We start from the raw sequence: 17947 nt of genomic DNA, 5'->3' as shown, positions 1-17947 counted from the left end.
GCGCCGCGTCTGTTCACGAACGCACGTGCATCCGTTCGCCTTGGGGACCGAAGATCGCCAACACCTCGCACGCGTCGGGGCCGGGATTGCCGATCCAGTGGGGAGTACGGGTATCGAATTCGACGACCTCTCCTGGTGAGAGCACCATGTCTCGGCTACCGAGGATCAGACGCAGCCGCCCGCTGAGGACGTAGAGCCACTCGTAACCCTCGTGCGTCTGCAACGTCGGCTGGGCAACGTCGTCGACGGTGGGAAGCACCATCTTGAAGGACTGAAGGCCGCCGGGACGCCGGGTCAGCGAAAGGAACGTCCGGCCGTGCCGGGTCACCGCCTTCGGCCGGATTCTGGGGTCGCCGGTTTCCGGGGCGTCGACGAGTTCGTCGAGTGCGACGCGGTAGGCGCGGGCCAGCGGCAGCAGAAGTTCGAGGGTGGGCCTGCGCTGTCCCGATTCGAGCCGGGACAGGGTGCTGACGGAGATGCCGGTCTCCGCGGCGAGGTCGCCGAGGGTGGCCTCCCGCTCGAGCCTGAGCTGTCGAAGTCTCGGGCCCACGCCCTTCAGCACGTCTTCGTCTTCCATGGCATGCAGTATGCCCGATTTGTTTGCCGCATCGGCAAGAATGTTTGCCAATTCCGGTTTCGGGTCTGCACCCTGGGAACATGACGGATAACGAGAACTTCGATGTGGTGATCGTCGGCGGCGGCGCTGCCGGCCTGAGCGGCGCGATGGCGCTGGGCCGGTCCCGTCGCCGGGTGTTGGTGATCGACGCCGGAGAACCCCGCAATGCCCCCGCCGAGCATGCGCACAACTACCTGGGACGGGAAGGCGTCGCTCCGTTTGGCCTGCTGGCCGACGGCAGAGCCGAGGTGGAAGCGTACGGCGTCGAAGTCACCGGCGATCGGGTGGAAGCCGTGACCCGAACAGAGCACGGTTTTGCCGTGGGCACCGGAAACGGACGCGAGGTGACAGCCCGGCGCGTGCTGATCGCGACCGGCGCGGTGGACGAGTTGCCCGACGTTCCCGGACTGGCAGCACGATGGGGCCGCGACGTGCTGCACTGCCCCTACTGCCATGGCTGGGAGGTGCGCGATCGAGCGATTGCGGTGCTGGCGACTACCCCTATGGCAGGACATCAGGGTCTGCTCTTCCGTCAACTGACCGACGACGTCGTGATCGTCGTCGCCGACGGGGTGGAACTGCCGCACGACGAGGTGGAACGGATGGCCGCCATCGGTGTGCGGATCGAGCACGGCACTCCGAAGGAGGTCGTCACCGATGGTGATCGACTGGTGGGGTTGCGGCTCGCCGACGGTTCGGTCCTCGAACGGGAGGCGATCGTGGTCGGGGCGCGGCCGCAGGTACATCTCGAGTTCCTCGCGTCTCTGGGGCTGGAGCCGCAAGAGGTCGAGTTCGGTGGGGTGCCCATGGGCACCGTGATTCCGGTCGACGCGATGGGAGCAACCACTGTTCCCGGCGTGTACGCAGCCGGCAACGCGACCGACATCAGCATGACCCTGATCGGCTCGGCAGCACACGGAAACCGGGTGGGAGCCTTCATCAATGCGGACCTGGCGGCCGAGGACGCCGACCGTGCGGTCGCCGAGCGCAGAGCCGAGATGTTCGAGCAACCTGCGTGGGAGGATCGCTACTCCGGGGATCGCGTCTGGAGCGGAAACGTCAACCCGCAACTCGAGGCCGAGGCATCCGCCCTCGCACCCGGGCGGGCACTCGACGTGGGCTGTGGCGAGGGAGCCGACGCGATCTGGCTGGCCGGCCGCGGCTGGTCGGTGACCGCACTCGACTTCGCCGTCGCGGCATTGGACAAGACCGCCGCGCACGCAGCCCAGGCCGGAGTCGGGGACCGCGTCACGACCCGCCAGGCAGACATCCGCAGTTGGGAGCCCGGTGAGGAGCGCTGGGACCTGGTCTCGTCGCAGTTCATGCACCTGCCCGACGGTGGGATGGTCGACGTCACCCGGCGCCTCGGCTCTGCGGTCGCCCCGGGCGGCACCCTGCTCGTGGTGGGCCACCATCCCGACGACATGGCCACCGGGCTCCGGCACGGCCACCACTCGTTCCTCTTCACCCCCGAATCGCTCGTGCCCGCGCTCGAGGACGGGAAGTGGGAGATCGAACTCTGTGAGGCCCGATCCCGCACGGCCACCCACCCGCACACCGGCGAGGAGATCACCGTCCGCGACTCGGTGCTGCGCGCGCGACGACTCGGCTGAGTTCGCAGCGGTGTGACGTGAAGAGTGCATGCTTTTTCGCTTGACCTTCTCGTTACGGCAACTTCTACGGTCGGAGCCGAGACCGGACCGACCGGTGTCGCGGAACGATGGGAACGGATATGAGCTGGTCGATCGCGGATGTGGCGAGGATGTCGGGAGTCACCGCCCGCACTCTTCGGCATTACGACGACATCGGACTGCTCGAGCCTGCCTATGTGGGCGCCAACGGCTACCGCTACTACGAGGAGGAGCAACTGCTGCGCCTGCAGCAGATTCTCGTACTGCGTGAACTCGGCCTGAGCCTCGCCGAGATCGCACACGCGGTGGACTCCGAGCCGGACACGCTCGCCGCCCTCAAACGGCAGCACGACCGCCTGCTGACGGAACGGAACCGACTGGGACGGATGGCCGACACGGTGGCCCGCACCATCGCCGAAATCGAAGGGACAACGGCAATGACCGGAAAGATCAACCGCCCGGAGAACCTGTTCGAGGGCTTCGATTACAAGCAGTACGACGACGAGGCCCGCGAGCGCTGGCCGGAGGAGTTCGAGCAGTCTCGGCGCAGGACCGCCACGCTGACCACCGACGACATCGAGAGTATGCAGCGTGAGGTCACCGCGGCGATGATCCGTATGGCGGAGTTCAAGGCCGCCGGAACCCGGGTCGGAGACGCGGCCGTGCAAGCGGAAATCCACACGCAGTACCAGGGCATCTGCCGCATGTGGACCCCGAACCGGGACGCGTACAAGTGCCTGGGGCAGATGTACGTGGACGACGAGCGGTTCAAGGCGAACTACGAGAAGATCGCCGAGGGCCTGGCCGAGTATCAGCGAGACGCGATGGTCGTCTACGCAGACGAGAGGCTCGGCGACTAGCAACCGTCGTCTGACCCGGTACCCCCGAGCCGACCGGCGCGGGGGTACCGGCAGTTGTGAAGTAGCGTTCGCTCTCCGCTCCCGAATCCGGTGCAGCGATCAGGACTGCTCAGGCATTTGCCTGCGCGGACCGAATCTCCGACCGGGTGATACGCAACAGTTCGTCGAGTGCATGCCGACTGGGGGTGAAGCAGGCGATCCGGCGGTCGAGGTCCTCGATCTCGGTGCTCAGTCGCTCGGCGAATACCCGATCGCAGTTGCTCGTCCATCTGCCTTCCCGGTCGTCGCGTTGGTCGATGACGATCGAGATCAGACGAGTCGGTACACCGGATGTGACCAGGTCGCGAATCCACCTCGCGCGATCGACGTCGTCCTCTGTGTGCTCGCGGTAGCCGTTCGCGCCCCTCGTCGGGTGGAGCAGACCCTCCTGCTCGTAGTAGCGCAACATCCGGGAGCTGAGTCCGGTGTGCCGGGACAGGTCGCCGATCCGCATAGGTTCCCTCGATTTCGGGCTTGACCTTGACACTGATGTCAAAGTTTAGCGTCGGGCCATGACCGACATCGACGGATCGAACACATCCGAAAGCACGACGAACGAATCCACCGCGGGGATCCCACCGAACGCTGCCGCACTGCCGTGGCCGAAGTTGATCGCATTGGCCTGCGCAGCATTTGCGACGGTGACGATGGAGATGCTTCCTTCGGGGCTTCTCTCGCAGATCGAGCGCGGTCTGGGGGTCGATCCGGCCGTGGTGGGAATGTTGGTCACGGCGTGGGCACTCACGATCGTGGTCACCGGTATCCCACTCGTCCGGATCACCAGAAAGGCCCGCCGGGCGCGGCTGATCCCCGCAGCCCTCGGTGTGGTCGCGGCGGCGGGGGCGGCCACGGCATTCGCGCCGACCTTCGAGACGGCTTTGCTCGGGCGAGTGATCGCTGCAGCCGGACACGGTGTGTTGGTGGCGGTGATCGTCGTGTATGTCGCCGACATCGTGGCACCCGAGCGCATCGGCCGTGCGATGGCCATCGTGCTCGCCGGGCCCACGATCGCCGGTTTCGTCGGGCTGCCCCTCGGAACCGCGCTCGCGGACGTGGTCGGGTGGCGTGCGATATTCGCGGGAGCGTCGGTGGTTCTCGCCGTCATCGCCGTCGCCCTCGTGCCGCTCCTCGCCGATACCGGCGAGTCGGTGGGAACAGCCGATCGTGCCTCGGCTGCGCGATGGGATCGCAGTGCGATCCCCTCTGTCGGGACCGCAGTGGCGGGGGCGCTCGTGCTGGTCGGACACTTCGTGGTCTTCACCTACGTCTCGCTCGTGGTCACCGATGTCGCGCAGTACGAACCCACTGCGCTCGCGTGGTTCCTGGCACTGTTCGGCACGGCCGGGGCGGTCGGTTTGGTGCTGTCGGCCTGGCTCTCGGATCGCTGGCCGAGAGCGACCCTGCCCGCGGTTGCCCTGGCGATGCTCGCCGCGTTCGCTCTGGTGACGATCGCACCCACGACGCCCGCGGTATTCGTGACCGCGATCGTGGTGTGGGGAACTGCCATCGGGTTGCTTCCACCCGTATTCCAAGTCCGCGTCGTCCGGCTCGCGTCCGCGCAGTTCCGTTCCCTCGCGGGAGCGGTGGTGATCACGCTCCTCAACCTCGGCGTCGCCGCGGGGGCTGCACTCGGAAGCCTGGTGGCCGGTTCGGGTACCGGTGCGTTGGCACCGGTCGCGATGGCCGTGACAGCCGTCGGCACGACGGGTCTGCTGCTTCTCGGGCGGGTCGGCGAGCCGACCGAGGGAGATACGTCCACCCCGAACTCCGCGGTAGCCGACGAGGTGGTGGTGGGCACCGCGTCCACCACCACCCCGGTGCCGGATTCCCTACGCTCCGACGGCGTTCGACAGCGCGGTGAGGCGGTCGCGTTCGAGGTCGGTGAGCGTGAGACGTGTGGCGTCGAGCAGTGCGGGTAACTGCTCGATCCCGCTGACACTGGCGAGCGGGGCGACGACACTGGGGCGGGTGAGCAGCCAGGCCAGCGCGACCGTGGAGATCTCGACCGCGTGGGCGGTCGCGATCTCACCGAGTGCGTCGACCACGGCGAGACCGGCATCGGTGAGGTGGCGCGAGGCCATCCGCTCGCGCACCCGGCCGGTGAAATCGTCCTGCGACCGGTATTTGCCGGTCAGGAACCCCGAAGCGAGGGAGTAGTACGGCAGCACACCCAAGTTGTGTTCGAGAGCGATCGGGGCGTAGCTGGTCTCGTACTCCGCCCGGTGGACGAGGTTGTAGTGCGGTTGCAGTGATACGGGAGCGTCGAACCCGTGCGTGTCCGCGATCTCGAGCCATTCGGAGACCCGGGCGGGGGAGAAGTTGGACAGGCCCACGTAGCGCACCTTGCCGTCGCGGACGAGGTCGTCGAACGCGGCCACGGTCTCGGCGAGCGGCGTGTCGGGGTCGTCGGAATGCGCGAAGTACAAGTCGATGTGGTCGGACTGCAACCGCTTCAGGGAGGCGTCGGCGGCGGCGCGGACGTTCGCGGGGGCGAGGCCGGGGTGTTCGGGATGGTGCCCGACCTTGGTTGCGATCATCACCTCGTCGCGATTGCCGCGCGCTGCCGCCCAGTTGCCGAGGATCGTCTCGGATTCGCCACCCGAGTTGCCGGGCGCGAAGGCGGAGTAGGAGTCCGCGGTATCGATGAGGTTGCCTCCCGCGGCGCGAAACGCGTCGAGGATCTCGAAGGATGCGGTTTCGTCGGCTGTCCAGCCGAAGGTGTTGCCGCCGAGGGCGAGAGGGAAGATGTCGAGCCGGGAATTGCCGATCGTGGTCACGATGCTCCTGGATAGCCGATGTCGAGTACGTGCGCACCCTAACCACACTTCGCCGTACCCGTGTTCGGTCGGGTCGTCAGCTGGGCGGGCGCAACGCGGCGAATTCGTCGGTGACGCGCAGCCGGGATTCAGTGAATCGGTACAGCGCGGGCGGACGGCCACCGGCCGGCCCGGGCGGTGCGGTGTTTCCGGTCGCCGTGAGCACGCGGCGCCGAGCCAGTACGCGCTGCAGGTTCGTCGCATCCACCTGGTATCCCAGTGCGGCACAGTAGATGTCGCGCAATGTCGACATCGAGAACTCTGCGGGCGCGAGTCCGTACGCAATGTTGGTGTAGGAGAGTTTCGCTGCGAGGCGGGTTCTGGCGTTGCCGACCATCCGTCCGTGGTCGAACGACATCGCGGGCAGTTGCGAGACGGGATGCCACGACGTGTCCGCCGGTAGCTGCGGGTCGGACGTGATCGGCACCAGGCCCAGGTACGTCGACGCGATGGTGCGTTCGCCGGGCACCCGCTGGGGATCGGAGTACACCGACAACTGCTCGAGGTGGGCGACCTCGCGCACGTCCACCTTCTCGGCCAGTTGGCGACGTGCGGACGAGGTGAGGTCCTCGTCGTCGCGGAGCGTGCCTCCCGGCAGCGACCACGTTCCGGCTTCGGGATCGAGGGCGCGTTGCCACAGCAGGACCCCGAGTTCGGGGTCGCCGCCCGGGTTCCGTGACGAGGGCGGGAAGGTGCGAACCTGGAACACCACGATGAGCACTTCGTGACGAGTGTTACTATGTGGCATGTTTTCGATTCTAAGTCGAAAACCCCTGAAAGCGGAAATCCGAGCGCAGCCCGCCCGGAATCCCCTTCCCGAAGGAGCAAGGCCATGACCACGACCGAGTGGGCGGGAGCCGCCGCCATCGTCGACGGCCCCGGTGGTTACACGGGCATCGAGGCAACACCGGAATGGGCCGACGAGGTCCGCCGGCTCGCCCGAGCGCGCAACGCGACGGTGCTGGCGCACAACTATCAGCTGCCTGCGATCCAGGACGTCGCAGACCACGTCGGCGACTCGCTCGCCCTCTCGCGCATCGCGGCGGAGGCCGAAGAAGGCACCATCGTCTTCTGCGGCGTCCACTTCATGGCGGAGACCGCGAAGATCCTCAGCCCGGACAAGACCGTCCTGATCCCCGACGAACGCGCGGGTTGCTCGCTGGCCGACTCCATCAACGCCGACCAGCTCCGCGAGTGGAAGGCCGAACACCCGGACGCGGTGGTCGTCTCCTACGTCAACACGACCGCCGAGGTCAAAGGCCTGACCGACATCTGCTGCACGTCGTCCAACGCGGTCGACGTGGTCGCGTCGATCGACCCGGACCGCGAAGTGCTGTTCCTGCCCGACCAGTTCCTCGGCGCGCACGTCAAGCGCGTCACCGGGCGCGAGAACATCCACATCTGGGCCGGTGAGTGCCACGTACACGCGGGGATCAACGGTGACGAACTCACCGCCAAGGCCAAGGCACATCCCGACGCCGACCTCTTCGTTCACCCCGAGTGCGGTTGCGCGACGTCGGCGCTCTACCTCGCGGGAGAGGGATTCGTCCCCGACGACAAGGTCAAGATCCTGTCGACCGGCGGCATGATCGACGCCGCCCGTGAAACCGGCGCGAAGCAGGTTCTCGTCGCCACCGAGGTCGGGATGCTGCACCAACTCCGTAAGGCCGCGCCGGGCATCGACTTCCAGGCCGTCAACGATCGCGCCTCCTGCCCGTACATGAAGATGATCACCCCTGCCGCTCTGCTGCGGTGCCTCCAGGAAGGCAAGGACGAGGTGCACGTCGCGCCCGACGTCGCCGAGCGTGCCCGCCTGTCGGTGCAGCGAATGATCGCCATCGGAAACCCGGGTGGCGGCGAGTGACGACCCGCACGAGCGCGGTGGTGTGGGAAGACCACACCGACCTCGTCGTGATCGGCGGTGGGGTCGCCGGCCTCACCGCCGCGCGGGCCGCGTCCCGGCGCGGGATGCGGGTGCTCACCGTGAGCAAGGGTGGGCCCACCGACACCTCCACCCAGTACGCGCAGGGCGGTATCGCCGTGGTCGCGCCGCAGGGTGACACCGTCGACGCGCACGTCGCCGACACCGTCGCCGCCGGTGGTGGGCTGTGCGACGACGACGCCGTGCGATCGATCGTGTCGGCGGGTCCCGACGCGGTCGCCGCACTGCGCGACCTCGGCGCGGTGTTCGACACCGGCCGGGACGGCGACGTCGCCCGCACCCGGGAAGGCGGGCACAGCATCCGCCGCATCATCCACGCCGGCGGCGACGCGACCGGCGCCGAAATCCAGCGTGCGCTCGGTGCCGCGGGCCTGCCCGTGCTGTTCGGTGCCGCCGCAGCACGGATCCTCACCGACGACGCCGGCGTGACCGGCGTACTGGTGTTCGACGAGCACGGCGCCGGTGTCGTCCACGCTCCCGCGGTGCTGCTCGCCACCGGCGGGCTGGGACAGCTCTATGCGTGCAGTACCAACCCGCCCGGGGCGACGGCCGACGGCATCGCGCTCGCCTTCGCGGCAGGTGCGGGGATCGCCGATCTCGAGTTCGTCCAGTTCCACCCCACGGTGCTGTTCGCCGCCGGTGGCATGGGACGGCGACCGCTCATCAGCGAGGCGGTCCGCGGCGAGGGCGCTCGCCTCGTCGATTCGCGGGGCGAATCGGTCACCGGCGGTGTCCATCCGCTCGGCGACCTGGCACCTCGTGACGTGGTCTCCCGCGCGATCGCGAGGCGCCTCGCCGATCTCGGTGAGGATCACGTCTTCCTCGATGCACGCCACCTCGACGGTTTTGCGACGCGGTTCCCGACCATCACGGCTCTGTGCGCCGACGCGGGGCTCGATCCTGCCCACGACCTGCTGCCGGTCGCCCCGGCCGCGCACTACTCGTGTGGCGGTGTCGTCACCGACATCCACGGGCGCACCCGGATTCCGGGGCTGTACGCGGCCGGGGAAGTCGCCCGCACCGGGCTGCACGGGGCGAACCGTCTCGCGTCCAACAGCCTGCTGGAAGGGCTGGTGCTCGGCGAACGCGCCGGCATCGCCGCCGCTGTGGAACGCACCGGTCTGCGGGTCGAAGCGACCGACGCGTTGCCGCCCGTCCTGCCCCGACTCGACCGGGACGTCCTGCAACGGTTGATGACACGGCACGCGTCGGTCGTCCGGGATGCGGACGGACTCGCGGCGGCGTCGGCCACGCTCGGCGCGGCCCCGAACAGCACGTGCATCGACCTGCCGCTGCTCGAAGACGCCGCGCTCACCGTCACGGCGCGGGCACTCGTCGCCGCGGCGGAGCGGCGCACCGAGTCACGCGGCTGTCATACCCGAAGCGACCACCCCGAGCCCCATCCCGGCCAGGCACACAGCCTCGAAATGCGTCTCGGCCTCGCTGGCGAAACCGTCGTCACCACCCCGCAACTGACAGGAGCGAACTGATATGGCCACCGCCCTGCCCGCCGGCCTCGATCTCGAGGAGACGCGCGCGCTGGTCGTGCGCGCCCTCGACGAGGACCTGCGCTACGGACCCGACATCACCTCGGACGCCACCGTGCCCGCAGACGCGACCACCACCGCGTCGGTCGTCGCCCGGCAGGCCGGGACCGTCGCCGGACTCGATGTCGGACTTCTCGTCCTCGACCAGGTGATCGGACCGGATCACTACCGGGTGGTCGACCGCGCCGATGACGGCCACCGCGTCGTGCCGGGGGAGGCCGTGCTCACCGTCGACGCCCCGACCCGCGGGTTGCTCACCGCCGAACGGACGATGCTCAACATTCTCTGCCACCTGTCGGGTATCGCGACCGCCACGTCGCATTGGGTCGACGCGGTGCAGGGCACCGAGGCGAAGATCCGCGACAGCCGCAAGACGCTGCCCGGCCTCCGCGCACTGCAGAAGTACGCGGTGCGCGTCGGCGGCGGTGTCAACCACCGCATGGGTCTCGGCGACGAGGCTCTCATCAAGGACAACCACGTCGCGGCCGCAGGGTCGGTGCTCGCCGCGCTGCGTGCGGTTCGTGCGCACGCACCCGGCGTCCCGTGCGAGGTCGAGGTCGACACCCTCGAGCAGTTCGACGAGGTGCTCGCCGAGAACGTCGAACTGATCCTCCTGGACAACTTTCCGCTGTGGCAGACACAGATCGCGGTGCAACGGCGCAACACCCACGCCCCGCAGACCCGGCTCGAGTCGTCGGGAGGCCTGTCGCTCGAGGTCGCCGCGGAGTACGCCCGCACCGGAGTGGACTTCCTCGCGGTCGGTGCCCTCACCCATTCGGTGACGGTGCTCGACCTCGGCCTCGACATGTAGGTGTCACCGTCCGGTCATCGCCCGGATCAGCGGCCCCGCCGGGAGGGATGCGAACAACCCGGCTTCGTCGCGCAACGACGAATCCTCGTCGAGGAACCGCAGGACGGGTTCGGCCGACGGGCGCGAGAACAACGCCGCGAACATCTCCTCGAGGAAACCGGGGTGTTCGGTAACGGCGGTGAGCAACGCGCGGTCGTAGCGGGCGAACCGTCCGGGGCGCTTGGGCAGGTCGTACGGATGTCCGTGCTGCTCGAACGACCGCGCGATCGCCTCGCAGTCCCGTTGGATGCGTTCGTAGGCGTAACCGCTGCTCGCCTTCATCATCCCGGCGGCGGCCCCGATCCGGAGGATACGTCCTTCGCTGCGTTCGGCGATCTGCGCGACGAGAGGCAGACGCGCGTGCTCGGAGCGTCCGAGCTCGTAGGCGTTCTCCGGTACGCCGAGGACCTGTGTCAGATAGACGCGCAGCGCCGCGAGATGCACCTCTGGGGCTACATCAGGGGTTCCCGGCGCGACGAAACAGGTGTGCTCGACGAGCGCGTGATGGGCATCGCTCGGAAGCACGTACACGAAGGACGCCCGTTCGGCCTGATCGGTGCGGAAATCGAACAGCACCGGAACGTGGGGGTCGAAGAGCGGCGCTTCGGCGCGCACGCGCACGCCGAGGAAATCCAGGGCGGCGTCTTCTCCGGCGGTCGTAGCGGCGGGACCGCGCGCGTCGAACACCCAGTCGGGGCGTAGTTCTCGCCCGTCGTCGAGTGTCACCAGTGGCCGGTCGGCATCGTCGACGTCGACGACGTGCCCGGTCACCGATCCCACGTCCGGCACCGGATCGGTGAGGCGGCGAACCGCCGCCACCAGCGCGGCACCGTGCACCACGCGGTAGCGATAGTGCCCGAGCGCCAGGGTCCGGTCGTGCCCGCCCGCATACACACGCATCCGGTCGAACATCTCGGTGGCCGCCGAGTCGAGCAGCGCGGTACGCCGCGTCCACGACGCCCACGAGGCGGCCGTGATGTCGCGGGCGCCGTCGTCGACCACCAGCACCGGGCCCGGCCGAGCACGTGTCGCTGCGAGATGCGCGGCGAGCGAGAGCCCGCTCAGACCACCGCCGAGAATGACGATGCCGCCGTGAAGCGGCCCGGTCCAGGTTCGAAGACTCACGAGATCTCCGTTCGTCGCGACTGGCGCCCATTCTGCGGCACCGGAACTTCCGGTGCAGTGCTATTTGCCTACGGGCAATTTGCCTACGGGGCGATCTTCGGCGAGTCCCGGAACTGCGTCGTTCCGAGGTCGGGGCCGATCGATCTGGGGTACAACTGTTCATCTGAGTACCAGTGATGTCGGATCGCGGGGTGGGGCGGCCCCGCGCGGAGAACAGTTCTCGTCAGCGGGGGCGGAGAGATTGACGATGCGGCTACCCATGGCACCGACCGATTCGATGTTCCTGCTCGGCGAATCGCCCGACCATCCGATGCACGTCGGCGGCCTGCTGCTCCTGCAACCGCCGGAGAATTCCGATGCCACCGAACTGCGCGAAAGGTTCGACGAGGCGCTGCGCCGCGACGCTCCGGCAGCACCACTGTGGCGCAAGCGGCCCGTTCGGTCGGTGACGACCCTGGGACAGTGGGCGTGGGAAGAAGATCCGAGATTCGACATCGAGTATCACGTGCGGTTCAACGCCCTGCCCGCGCCGGGAAACACCGAGGTCTTGTGGGACCTGGTCTCCCGGCTGCATGCCTCGTTGCTCGATCGCACGCGGCCGCTGTGGGAGATGCACCTCATCGAGGGCCTGTCCGACGGCCGGTACGCGCTCTACGTCAAGATCCACCACTCCTTGGCCGACGGGATCGGCGCCATGCGGTTGCTGCGACGCGCGCTCGGCACCGATCCGAGCGAGGTCGGGATGCCCGCGCCGTGGGCAGCGACCGACGGGGCACCGCCCGCACGCTCGACGGTGGCCGCGGCCATCGGCTTCCCCGGCCACGCCGTGCGCGCCGTCCGAGGTGCGGTGTCGGAGGCGCTGACGGTCGCCTCCGGTGCAGCCTCCCTGGTTCCGGCGCTGGTCGGTACGGTCGATCGTGCCCTCCACGACCGCGGGGGTCCGCTGTCGCTCGGTGCACCGCACACCATGTTCAACGAGCAGATCTCGGGTTCGCGACGGTTCGCCGCCCGGTCGTGGCCGCTCGAGCGTCTCCGGCTGGTGGCGAAGCTCACCGACAGCACGATCAACGACGTGGTGCTCGCGCTGTCCTCCGGAGCGCTGCGGACCTACCTCCTCGAACGCGACGCGCTTCCCGACCGGTCCCTCGTGGCGATGGTCCCGGTCTCGTTGCGCAGCAAAGAGTCCGGCAACGACATCGCCGTCCTGATGTGCGATCTCGGCACCCGGCACGCCGATCCGGCGCACCGGCTCGAGCGGGTACGGAACTCGATGACCGAGGGCAAACGTGCGATGCGCGGAATGAGCAAGGTGGGCCGTCTCGCGACAAGCGCAGTCGGTGTCGCCCCCGTCGCGGTCGGTGTACTGACCGGCAACCGGGCAGTGCCGTGGACGCCGTTCAACGTGATCGTCTCCAACGTTCCCGGGCCGGAGGAGCCGTTGTACTGGAACGGCGCGCGCGTCGACGCGTTGTATCCCCTGTCGGTTCCGGTGGACGGTCAGGCTCTCAACATCACGTGCACGAGCACCGACGACGAGATCGCCTTCGGGCTCACGGCATGTGGGCGCACCGTGCCGGATCTGCACTGTCTGCTCGACCATCTCGACGCGGAACTCCTCGCACTCGAAGCCGTCGTGACCGTGGGTGCGGTCGACGAGGCCCGGTGAGACCCAGCCGGTGAGGCCCACGGCGGCGGGTCGTTGGCTAGGCTCGACGCCCGTGACCGAATTCGAACCCGATGTGGTGGCGGCGGTAACCGCTCATATGAACGACGACCACGCCGACGACAGTCTGCTCATCGTGCGGGCGTTCGCCGAACCGCGCGCGGCGCACACCCGGATGACCGGCGTGAGCAGCGAGGCGGGCGTGTGGGTGATCGTGATCGACGGCCAGGAACAGACCGTCCGGATTCCGTGGCTCGAGCCGGTCACGGACCGTTCCGGTTTGCGTACCGCGGTGGTCGCGCTCTACCAGGCGGCGTGTGCGCGACTCGGCGTCGATCCCGCACGGCACTGATCCGCTACCCGGCACGGGTCTCCGCGATGATCGTCCGGTAGGTCTCCACCCCCTCGGTGGGCCGCCGGAGGAGTGCGGGATCGGTCCGGACGTCGACCGAATACAAGCCGAAACGCGGCTCGTACGAACCCCATTCGTAGTTGTCGGTGATCGACCAGTAGTTGTACCCGAACACCGGCGCGCCGTCGTCGACCGCACGCATCATCTGGTCCACGTGCTCGCGCAGGTGCCGCGATCTGGTCCAGCCGTCCGGGCGGGGAGCGCCGTCCGCGGTCGCCATTCCGTTTTCGACGACATACAGAGGCATCCCGGGAAAGCGCCGGGTGTAATCCATCAGTGCGTCGTACATCCCGGGCGGGTGCGGGGTCACCGAAGCCGGCTCCCCGGTGGCCGCACGAATCGCGGTGAGATTGCCGGGGGCCACCCCGTAGTAGTAGTCGACGCCGACGAAGTCGAGATGGTCGCGGACGCGATCGAGGAACCAGGTGTCGAGGTAGGGCGCCGCACCGGGAACATAGGCGGCGTTCGAGGTGACCTGCGCCCGGGGGTCGTACCGGTGGATCGTCTCGTAGGCCCGGCGGTGCGCGTCCACGAGACGGTCGAACATCATCGGTGCGTCACCGGGGGAGAGGGCACCGTTGGACACCTCGTGCCACACGTAGACGCTGGGCTCGTTGATTGTGACCCACAGCGCGCCGTGTCCGGCGTAGCGTGCCGCCACCGTGTCCGCGTGGGCGAGCCACGCGTCGACTGTCCCCGGGTGGGCCCAGCCGCCCCGGTCGGCGATCCAGCCCGGGTACACCCAGTGGTCGAGCGTGATCATCGGAGTCATGCCGTGCCCGCGGATCGTCGCGATCACGTCGTCGTAATAGGCGAGTTCGGTGTCGTCCCACCGTTCGGGTTCCGGCTGGATGCGGGCCCACTCCACCGAGAGGCGGTACACCCCGACGCCCAGGTCGGCGGCGCGCGCGATGTCCTCGCGGTAGCGATGCCGGAAGTCCACGGCAGTACCCACCGGCTCGTGGCGACCACTCGCCGCGTACCGCGACCAGTTGCTGTCCGGGCTCGACCCCTCGGACTGGAAACCGGAACTCGACACGCCCCACAGAAAGGCGCCGGTGTCGGCGTGGGCAGGGCCGCCCGACACGGCCGCCGTCAGCGCCACGATAGTGACGAGCACCACGCGCAGTGCCGCGCGAGCGGGTGCGACGGACATCCGAGCACGCCACGCGGCAGCCATGTATCGCACGGTAGAGGGCCTGCGACGCACCCGCGGCACTTCGAGACCGATTCGCCGGGCGTGCCGTCGGTCTATGGTCGACGAGGGCACACAACGCCCACTACGGGGAGTGGATGACAGACCACTCCGGTTCATCGCGGATAATGGGGGTCGATCCCTGTTCTGCGAGAGAGGACACCTCATGCTTGCCCGCACCGACCTGCGTGGTCGTACACCCACCACCGCGGAGCTGAGGGGCGCGCTGCCCCGCGGCGGAGTGGACGTGGACGCGGTGCTCCATCAGGTCCGTCCCGTCGTCGACGACATCCGCGAGCGCGGCGCCGACGCCGCCCTCGACTACTGCGAGAAGTTCGACGGCGTGCGCCCCGCCTCGGTGCGCGTTCCCCAGGCCGAACTCGACCGCGCGCTCGCCGAACTCGACCCCGCTGTGCGCGCCGCACTCGAGGTCGCTATCGAACGGACCCGCAAGGTCCACGCCGAGCAGCGTCGCACCGACACCGTCACCGAGGTCGTCCCCGGCGGCACCGTCACCGAACGCTGGGTGCCGGTCGACCGTGTCGGCCTGTACGTGCCCGGCGGCAACGCCGTGTACCCCTCGTCGGTGGTGATGAACGTCGTGCCCGCGCAGGCCGCGGAAGTCGAGTCCCTCGTCATCGCCTCGCCGCCGCAGAAGAACTTCGGCGGTCTCCCGCACCCGACCATCCTCGCTGCTGCCGCGCTGCTCGGCGTCGGCGAGGTGTGGGCGGTCGGCGGCGCGCAGGGCGTGGCCCTGCTGTCCTACGGCGGCACCGACACCGATGGCGGCGAACTCGCCCCGGTGGACATGATCACCGGCCCCGGCAACATCTACGTCACCGCCGCCAAACGGCTGTGCCGCTCGGTGGTCGGCATCGACGCCGAAGCCGGCCCCACCGAGATCGCGATCCTCGCCGACCACACAGCCGACGCCGTGCACGTCGCCGCCGATCTGGTCAGCCAGGCCGAGCACGACGTCATGGCCGCCTCCGTCCTGGTGACCACCAGCCCCGAGCTCGCCGACGCCGTCGACGCCGCGCTCGCCGCGCAACTCGAGCTGACCAAGCACCGCGAACGCGTCGCCACCGCGCTGTCCGGAAGCCAGTCGGGCATCGTGCTGGTCGACGACATCGATCAGGGCCTCGCAGTGGTCAACGCCTACGCGGCCGAGCACCTCGAGATCCAGACGGAGAACGCGTCCGCTGTCGCCGCCCGGGTCCGCGCGGCGGGAGCGATCTTCGTCGGCCCGTGGGCGCCGGTCTCCCTCGGCGACTACTGCGCCGGCTCGAATCACGTGCTGCCTACGGCGGGCTGCGCGCGGCACCAGTCCGGACTGAGTGTGCAGACCTTCCTGCGCGGCATCCACGTCGTCGAATACTCCGAAGCCGCACTGAAAGACGTGGCCGGTCACGTGATCACCCTCGCGAACGCCGAGGATCTGCCGGCACACGGCGAAGCAGTGCGACTGCGATTCGAGGCACTCCGGTGACCGGCGCGTCGATTCCCGGCTCGCGCATCACGCTCGAGGACCTGCCGCTGCGCGAGAACCTGCGCGGCAAGTCGCCGTACGGCGCACCGCAGCTGTCGGTGCCCGTGCAGCTCAACACCAACGAGAACCCGCACCCGCCCACACAAGCCCTCGTCGACGACGTCGCCGAGTCGGTCCGCGAGGCCGCGACACAGCTGCACCGGTACCCGGACCGGGACGCCGTCGCGCTGCGCGCCGACCTCGCCGCGTATCTCACTCGGCAGACCGGTGTCACGCTCGGCGTCGAAAACCTCTGGGCTGCAAACGGGTCCAACGAGGTCCTGCAGCAGCTCTCGCAGGCGTTCGGTGGACCGGGCCGCTCCGCGATGGGATTCGTGCCGTCGTACTCGATGCACCCGATCATCGCGGACGGCACCCAGACCGAGTGGGTGCCTGCGTACCGCCGCTCCGACTTCACTCTCGATATCGAGTCTTCGGTCGCTGCCATCCGCGACCGGCGTCCCGACGTGGTGTTCGTCACCAGCCCCAACAACCCGACCGGGCACAGCGTCCCGCTCGACGGGATCCGCGAGATCCTCGACGCCGCTCCCGGCATCGTGATCGTCGACGAGGCGTACGCGGAGTTCTCGAGCGCGCCCAGCGCAGTCGCCCTGATCGACGAGTATCCGGCCAAGGTCGTCGTCTCGCGCACCATGAGCAAGGCATTCGCTTTCGCCGGTGGCCGTCTCGGTTACCTGGCCGCCGCGCCCGCGATGATCGACGCGCTGCTGCTGGTCCGGTTGCCGTACCACCTGTCGGTGATCACCCAGGCCGCAGCGCGCGCCGCACTGCGTCACGCCGACGACACCCTCGGCTCCGTCGCGGAACTGTCCGCCGAGCGCGACCGCGTCGCAGCCGAACTCGCCGGATTCGGATACGACGTCATCCCGTCCGACGCCAACTTCATCCTCTTCGGCCGTTTCGCCGATTCGGCCACCACCTGGCAGCATTACCTCGACGAAGGTGTCCTGATCCGGGACGTCGGCATCCCCGGATATCTGCGCACCACGATCGGCCTGGCACACGAGAACGACGAGTTGCTGCGGGTCAGTGAGAAACTCGCCGCTACGGAAATCGAGGCAACCCGATGAGCGACCCCATCACCACGAACGATCGCACCGCCCGGGTCGAGCGCACTACGCGGGAATCGTCCATCACCGTCGAGTTGAACCTCGACGGCACCGGCCGCACCGACATCTCCACGGGCATCCCGTTCTACGACCACATGCTCACGGCGCTCGGCCAGCACGGCAGCTTCGACCTCACCGTGCATGCGAAGGGTGATGTCGAGATCGACGCGCACCACACCGTCGAAGACACCGCGATCGTTCTCGGGCAGGCGTTCCACCAGGCCATCGGCGACAAGCGCGGCATCCGGCGCTTCGGCGACTCGTTCATCCCGATGGACGAAACGCTCGCCCACGCGTCGGTCGACGTGTCGGGACGTCCGTACTTCGTCCACACCGGCGAACCGGATTACCTGGTGCACTCGGTGATCGGTGGCTACCCGGGCGTGCCCTACGCCACCGTGATCAACAAGCACGTCTTCGAATCGTTCGCGTTCCACGCGCGGATCGCACTGCATGTGCGCGTGCTGTACGGGCGCGACCCGCACCACATCACCGAGGCCGAGTTCAAGGCAGTCGCACGCGCGCTGCGTGAAGCGGTCGAACCCGATCCGCGCGTCACCGGCGTGCCGTCCACCAAGGGAACGCTCTGACGG

General features: G+C 68.6%; 17 protein-coding genes. 11 read left to right on the top strand and 6 right to left on the bottom strand.

Annotation, left to right across the window (positions count from 1 at the left end):
* Nucleotides 1-13 precede the first annotated feature (13 nt).
* Nucleotides 14-577 carry an XRE family transcriptional regulator gene (locus HF877_RS05110; RefSeq protein WP_169620099.1) on the bottom strand — a complete coding sequence of 188 codons (564 nt, stop codon included), beginning with the start codon at nt 575-577 and terminating at the stop codon, nt 14-16.
* Between the two features lie 80 nt (nt 578-657).
* On the opposite strand from HF877_RS05110, the gene HF877_RS05105 reads away from it, so the two are divergent.
* Nucleotides 658-2229: a bifunctional NAD(P)/FAD-dependent oxidoreductase/class I SAM-dependent methyltransferase gene (locus tag HF877_RS05105; protein ID WP_169620098.1), complete on the top strand. Its 1572-nt coding sequence runs from the start codon at nt 658-660 to the stop codon at nt 2227-2229.
* A 119-nt stretch (nt 2230-2348) separates the two neighbouring features.
* Nucleotides 2349-3107, top strand: coding sequence for a MerR family transcriptional regulator (locus tag HF877_RS05100; RefSeq protein ID WP_169620097.1), 759 nt, complete (start codon nt 2349-2351; stop codon nt 3105-3107).
* Between the two features lie 109 nt (nt 3108-3216).
* Here HF877_RS05100 and HF877_RS05095 read toward each other — a convergent pair whose 3' ends face one another.
* Nucleotides 3217-3600, bottom strand: a complete 384-nt coding sequence (locus HF877_RS05095; protein WP_169620096.1) for a MerR family transcriptional regulator — start codon at nt 3598-3600, stop codon at nt 3217-3219.
* 58 nt (nt 3601-3658) lie between these two features.
* Here HF877_RS05095 and HF877_RS05090 point away from each other — a divergent pair, with 58 nt between their 5' ends.
* On the top strand, nt 3659-5065 hold the full coding sequence (locus tag HF877_RS05090; RefSeq protein WP_169620095.1) for an MFS transporter: 1407 nt from the start codon (nt 3659-3661) through the stop codon (nt 5063-5065).
* Here HF877_RS05090 and HF877_RS05085 read toward each other — a convergent pair.
* On the bottom strand, nt 4976-5923 hold the full coding sequence (locus HF877_RS05085) for an aldo/keto reductase (protein ID WP_169620094.1): 948 nt from the start codon (nt 5921-5923) through the stop codon (nt 4976-4978). The genes HF877_RS05090 and HF877_RS05085 overlap by 90 nt on opposite strands.
* A 76-nt stretch (nt 5924-5999) precedes the next feature.
* On the bottom strand, nt 6000-6710 hold the full coding sequence (locus tag HF877_RS05080; protein ID WP_169620093.1) for an NUDIX hydrolase: 711 nt from the start codon (nt 6708-6710) through the stop codon (nt 6000-6002).
* Between the two features lie 84 nt (nt 6711-6794).
* On the opposite strand from HF877_RS05080, the gene nadA reads away from it, so the two are divergent.
* From nadA to nadC, 3 genes are read left to right on the top strand one after another with little or no spacing between them, the layout of a single operon-like run.
* Nucleotides 6795-7826, top strand: a complete 1032-nt coding sequence (gene nadA / locus HF877_RS05075) for a quinolinate synthase NadA (RefSeq protein WP_169620092.1) — start codon at nt 6795-6797, stop codon at nt 7824-7826.
* Complete coding sequence (locus HF877_RS05070) at nt 7823-9394, top strand: L-aspartate oxidase (protein ID WP_169620091.1); 1572 nt, start codon at nt 7823-7825, stop codon at nt 9392-9394. Before nadA ends, HF877_RS05070 begins: the two co-directional genes overlap by 4 nt.
* Before the next feature lies 1 nt (nt 9395).
* Nucleotides 9396-10262: a carboxylating nicotinate-nucleotide diphosphorylase gene (gene nadC, locus HF877_RS05065; RefSeq protein WP_169620090.1), complete on the top strand. Its 867-nt coding sequence runs from the start codon at nt 9396-9398 to the stop codon at nt 10260-10262.
* A gap of 3 nt (nt 10263-10265) precedes the next feature.
* Here nadC and HF877_RS05060 read toward each other — a convergent pair whose 3' ends face one another.
* On the bottom strand, nt 10266-11426 hold the full coding sequence (locus HF877_RS05060) for a lycopene cyclase family protein (RefSeq protein ID WP_169620089.1): 1161 nt from the start codon (nt 11424-11426) through the stop codon (nt 10266-10268).
* 247 nt (nt 11427-11673) lie between these two features.
* Here HF877_RS05060 and HF877_RS05055 point away from each other — a divergent pair, with 247 nt between their 5' ends.
* Both HF877_RS05055 and HF877_RS05050 read left to right on the top strand, forming a co-directional pair.
* Entirely contained in the window at nt 11674-13092 is a 1419-nt protein-coding gene (locus HF877_RS05055) for a wax ester/triacylglycerol synthase family O-acyltransferase (RefSeq protein ID WP_206036636.1), read from the top strand.
* Between the two features lie 52 nt (nt 13093-13144).
* The gene (locus HF877_RS05050) at nt 13145-13441 is read left to right on the top strand and encodes a DUF2470 domain-containing protein (RefSeq protein ID WP_296549755.1); all 297 of its coding nucleotides are present in this window, start codon (nt 13145-13147) and stop codon (nt 13439-13441) included.
* Between the two features lie 4 nt (nt 13442-13445).
* On the opposite strand, the gene HF877_RS05045 is transcribed toward HF877_RS05050, so the two are convergent.
* Nucleotides 13446-14681 carry a family 1 glycosylhydrolase gene (locus HF877_RS05045; protein ID WP_240952028.1) on the bottom strand — a complete coding sequence of 412 codons (1236 nt, stop codon included), beginning with the start codon at nt 14679-14681 and terminating at the stop codon, nt 13446-13448.
* 181 nt (nt 14682-14862) lie between these two features.
* On the opposite strand from HF877_RS05045, the gene hisD reads away from it, so the two are divergent.
* From hisD to hisB, 3 genes are read left to right on the top strand one after another with little or no spacing between them, the layout of a single operon-like run.
* A complete protein-coding gene (gene hisD, locus HF877_RS05040) occupies nt 14863-16185 on the top strand; it encodes a histidinol dehydrogenase (RefSeq protein WP_169620087.1) in 1323 nt (440 codons plus the stop codon).
* On the top strand, nt 16182-17315 hold the full coding sequence (locus HF877_RS05035) for a histidinol-phosphate transaminase (RefSeq protein ID WP_169620086.1): 1134 nt from the start codon (nt 16182-16184) through the stop codon (nt 17313-17315). The genes hisD and HF877_RS05035 overlap by 4 nt, the downstream gene beginning before the upstream one ends.
* Nucleotides 17312-17944, top strand: a complete 633-nt coding sequence (hisB, locus tag HF877_RS05030) for an imidazoleglycerol-phosphate dehydratase HisB (RefSeq protein WP_169620085.1) — start codon at nt 17312-17314, stop codon at nt 17942-17944. Before HF877_RS05035 ends, hisB begins: the two co-directional genes overlap by 4 nt.
* Nucleotides 17945-17947 lie beyond the last annotated feature (3 nt).

This window comes from Rhodococcus sp. BL-253-APC-6A1W (genome assembly GCF_012843405.1).
GTDB lineage: Bacteria > Actinomycetota > Actinomycetes > Mycobacteriales > Mycobacteriaceae > Rhodococcus.
Note: the sequence above shows the minus strand (reverse complement) of the source record. Positions and strands in the feature narration are given on the sequence as shown.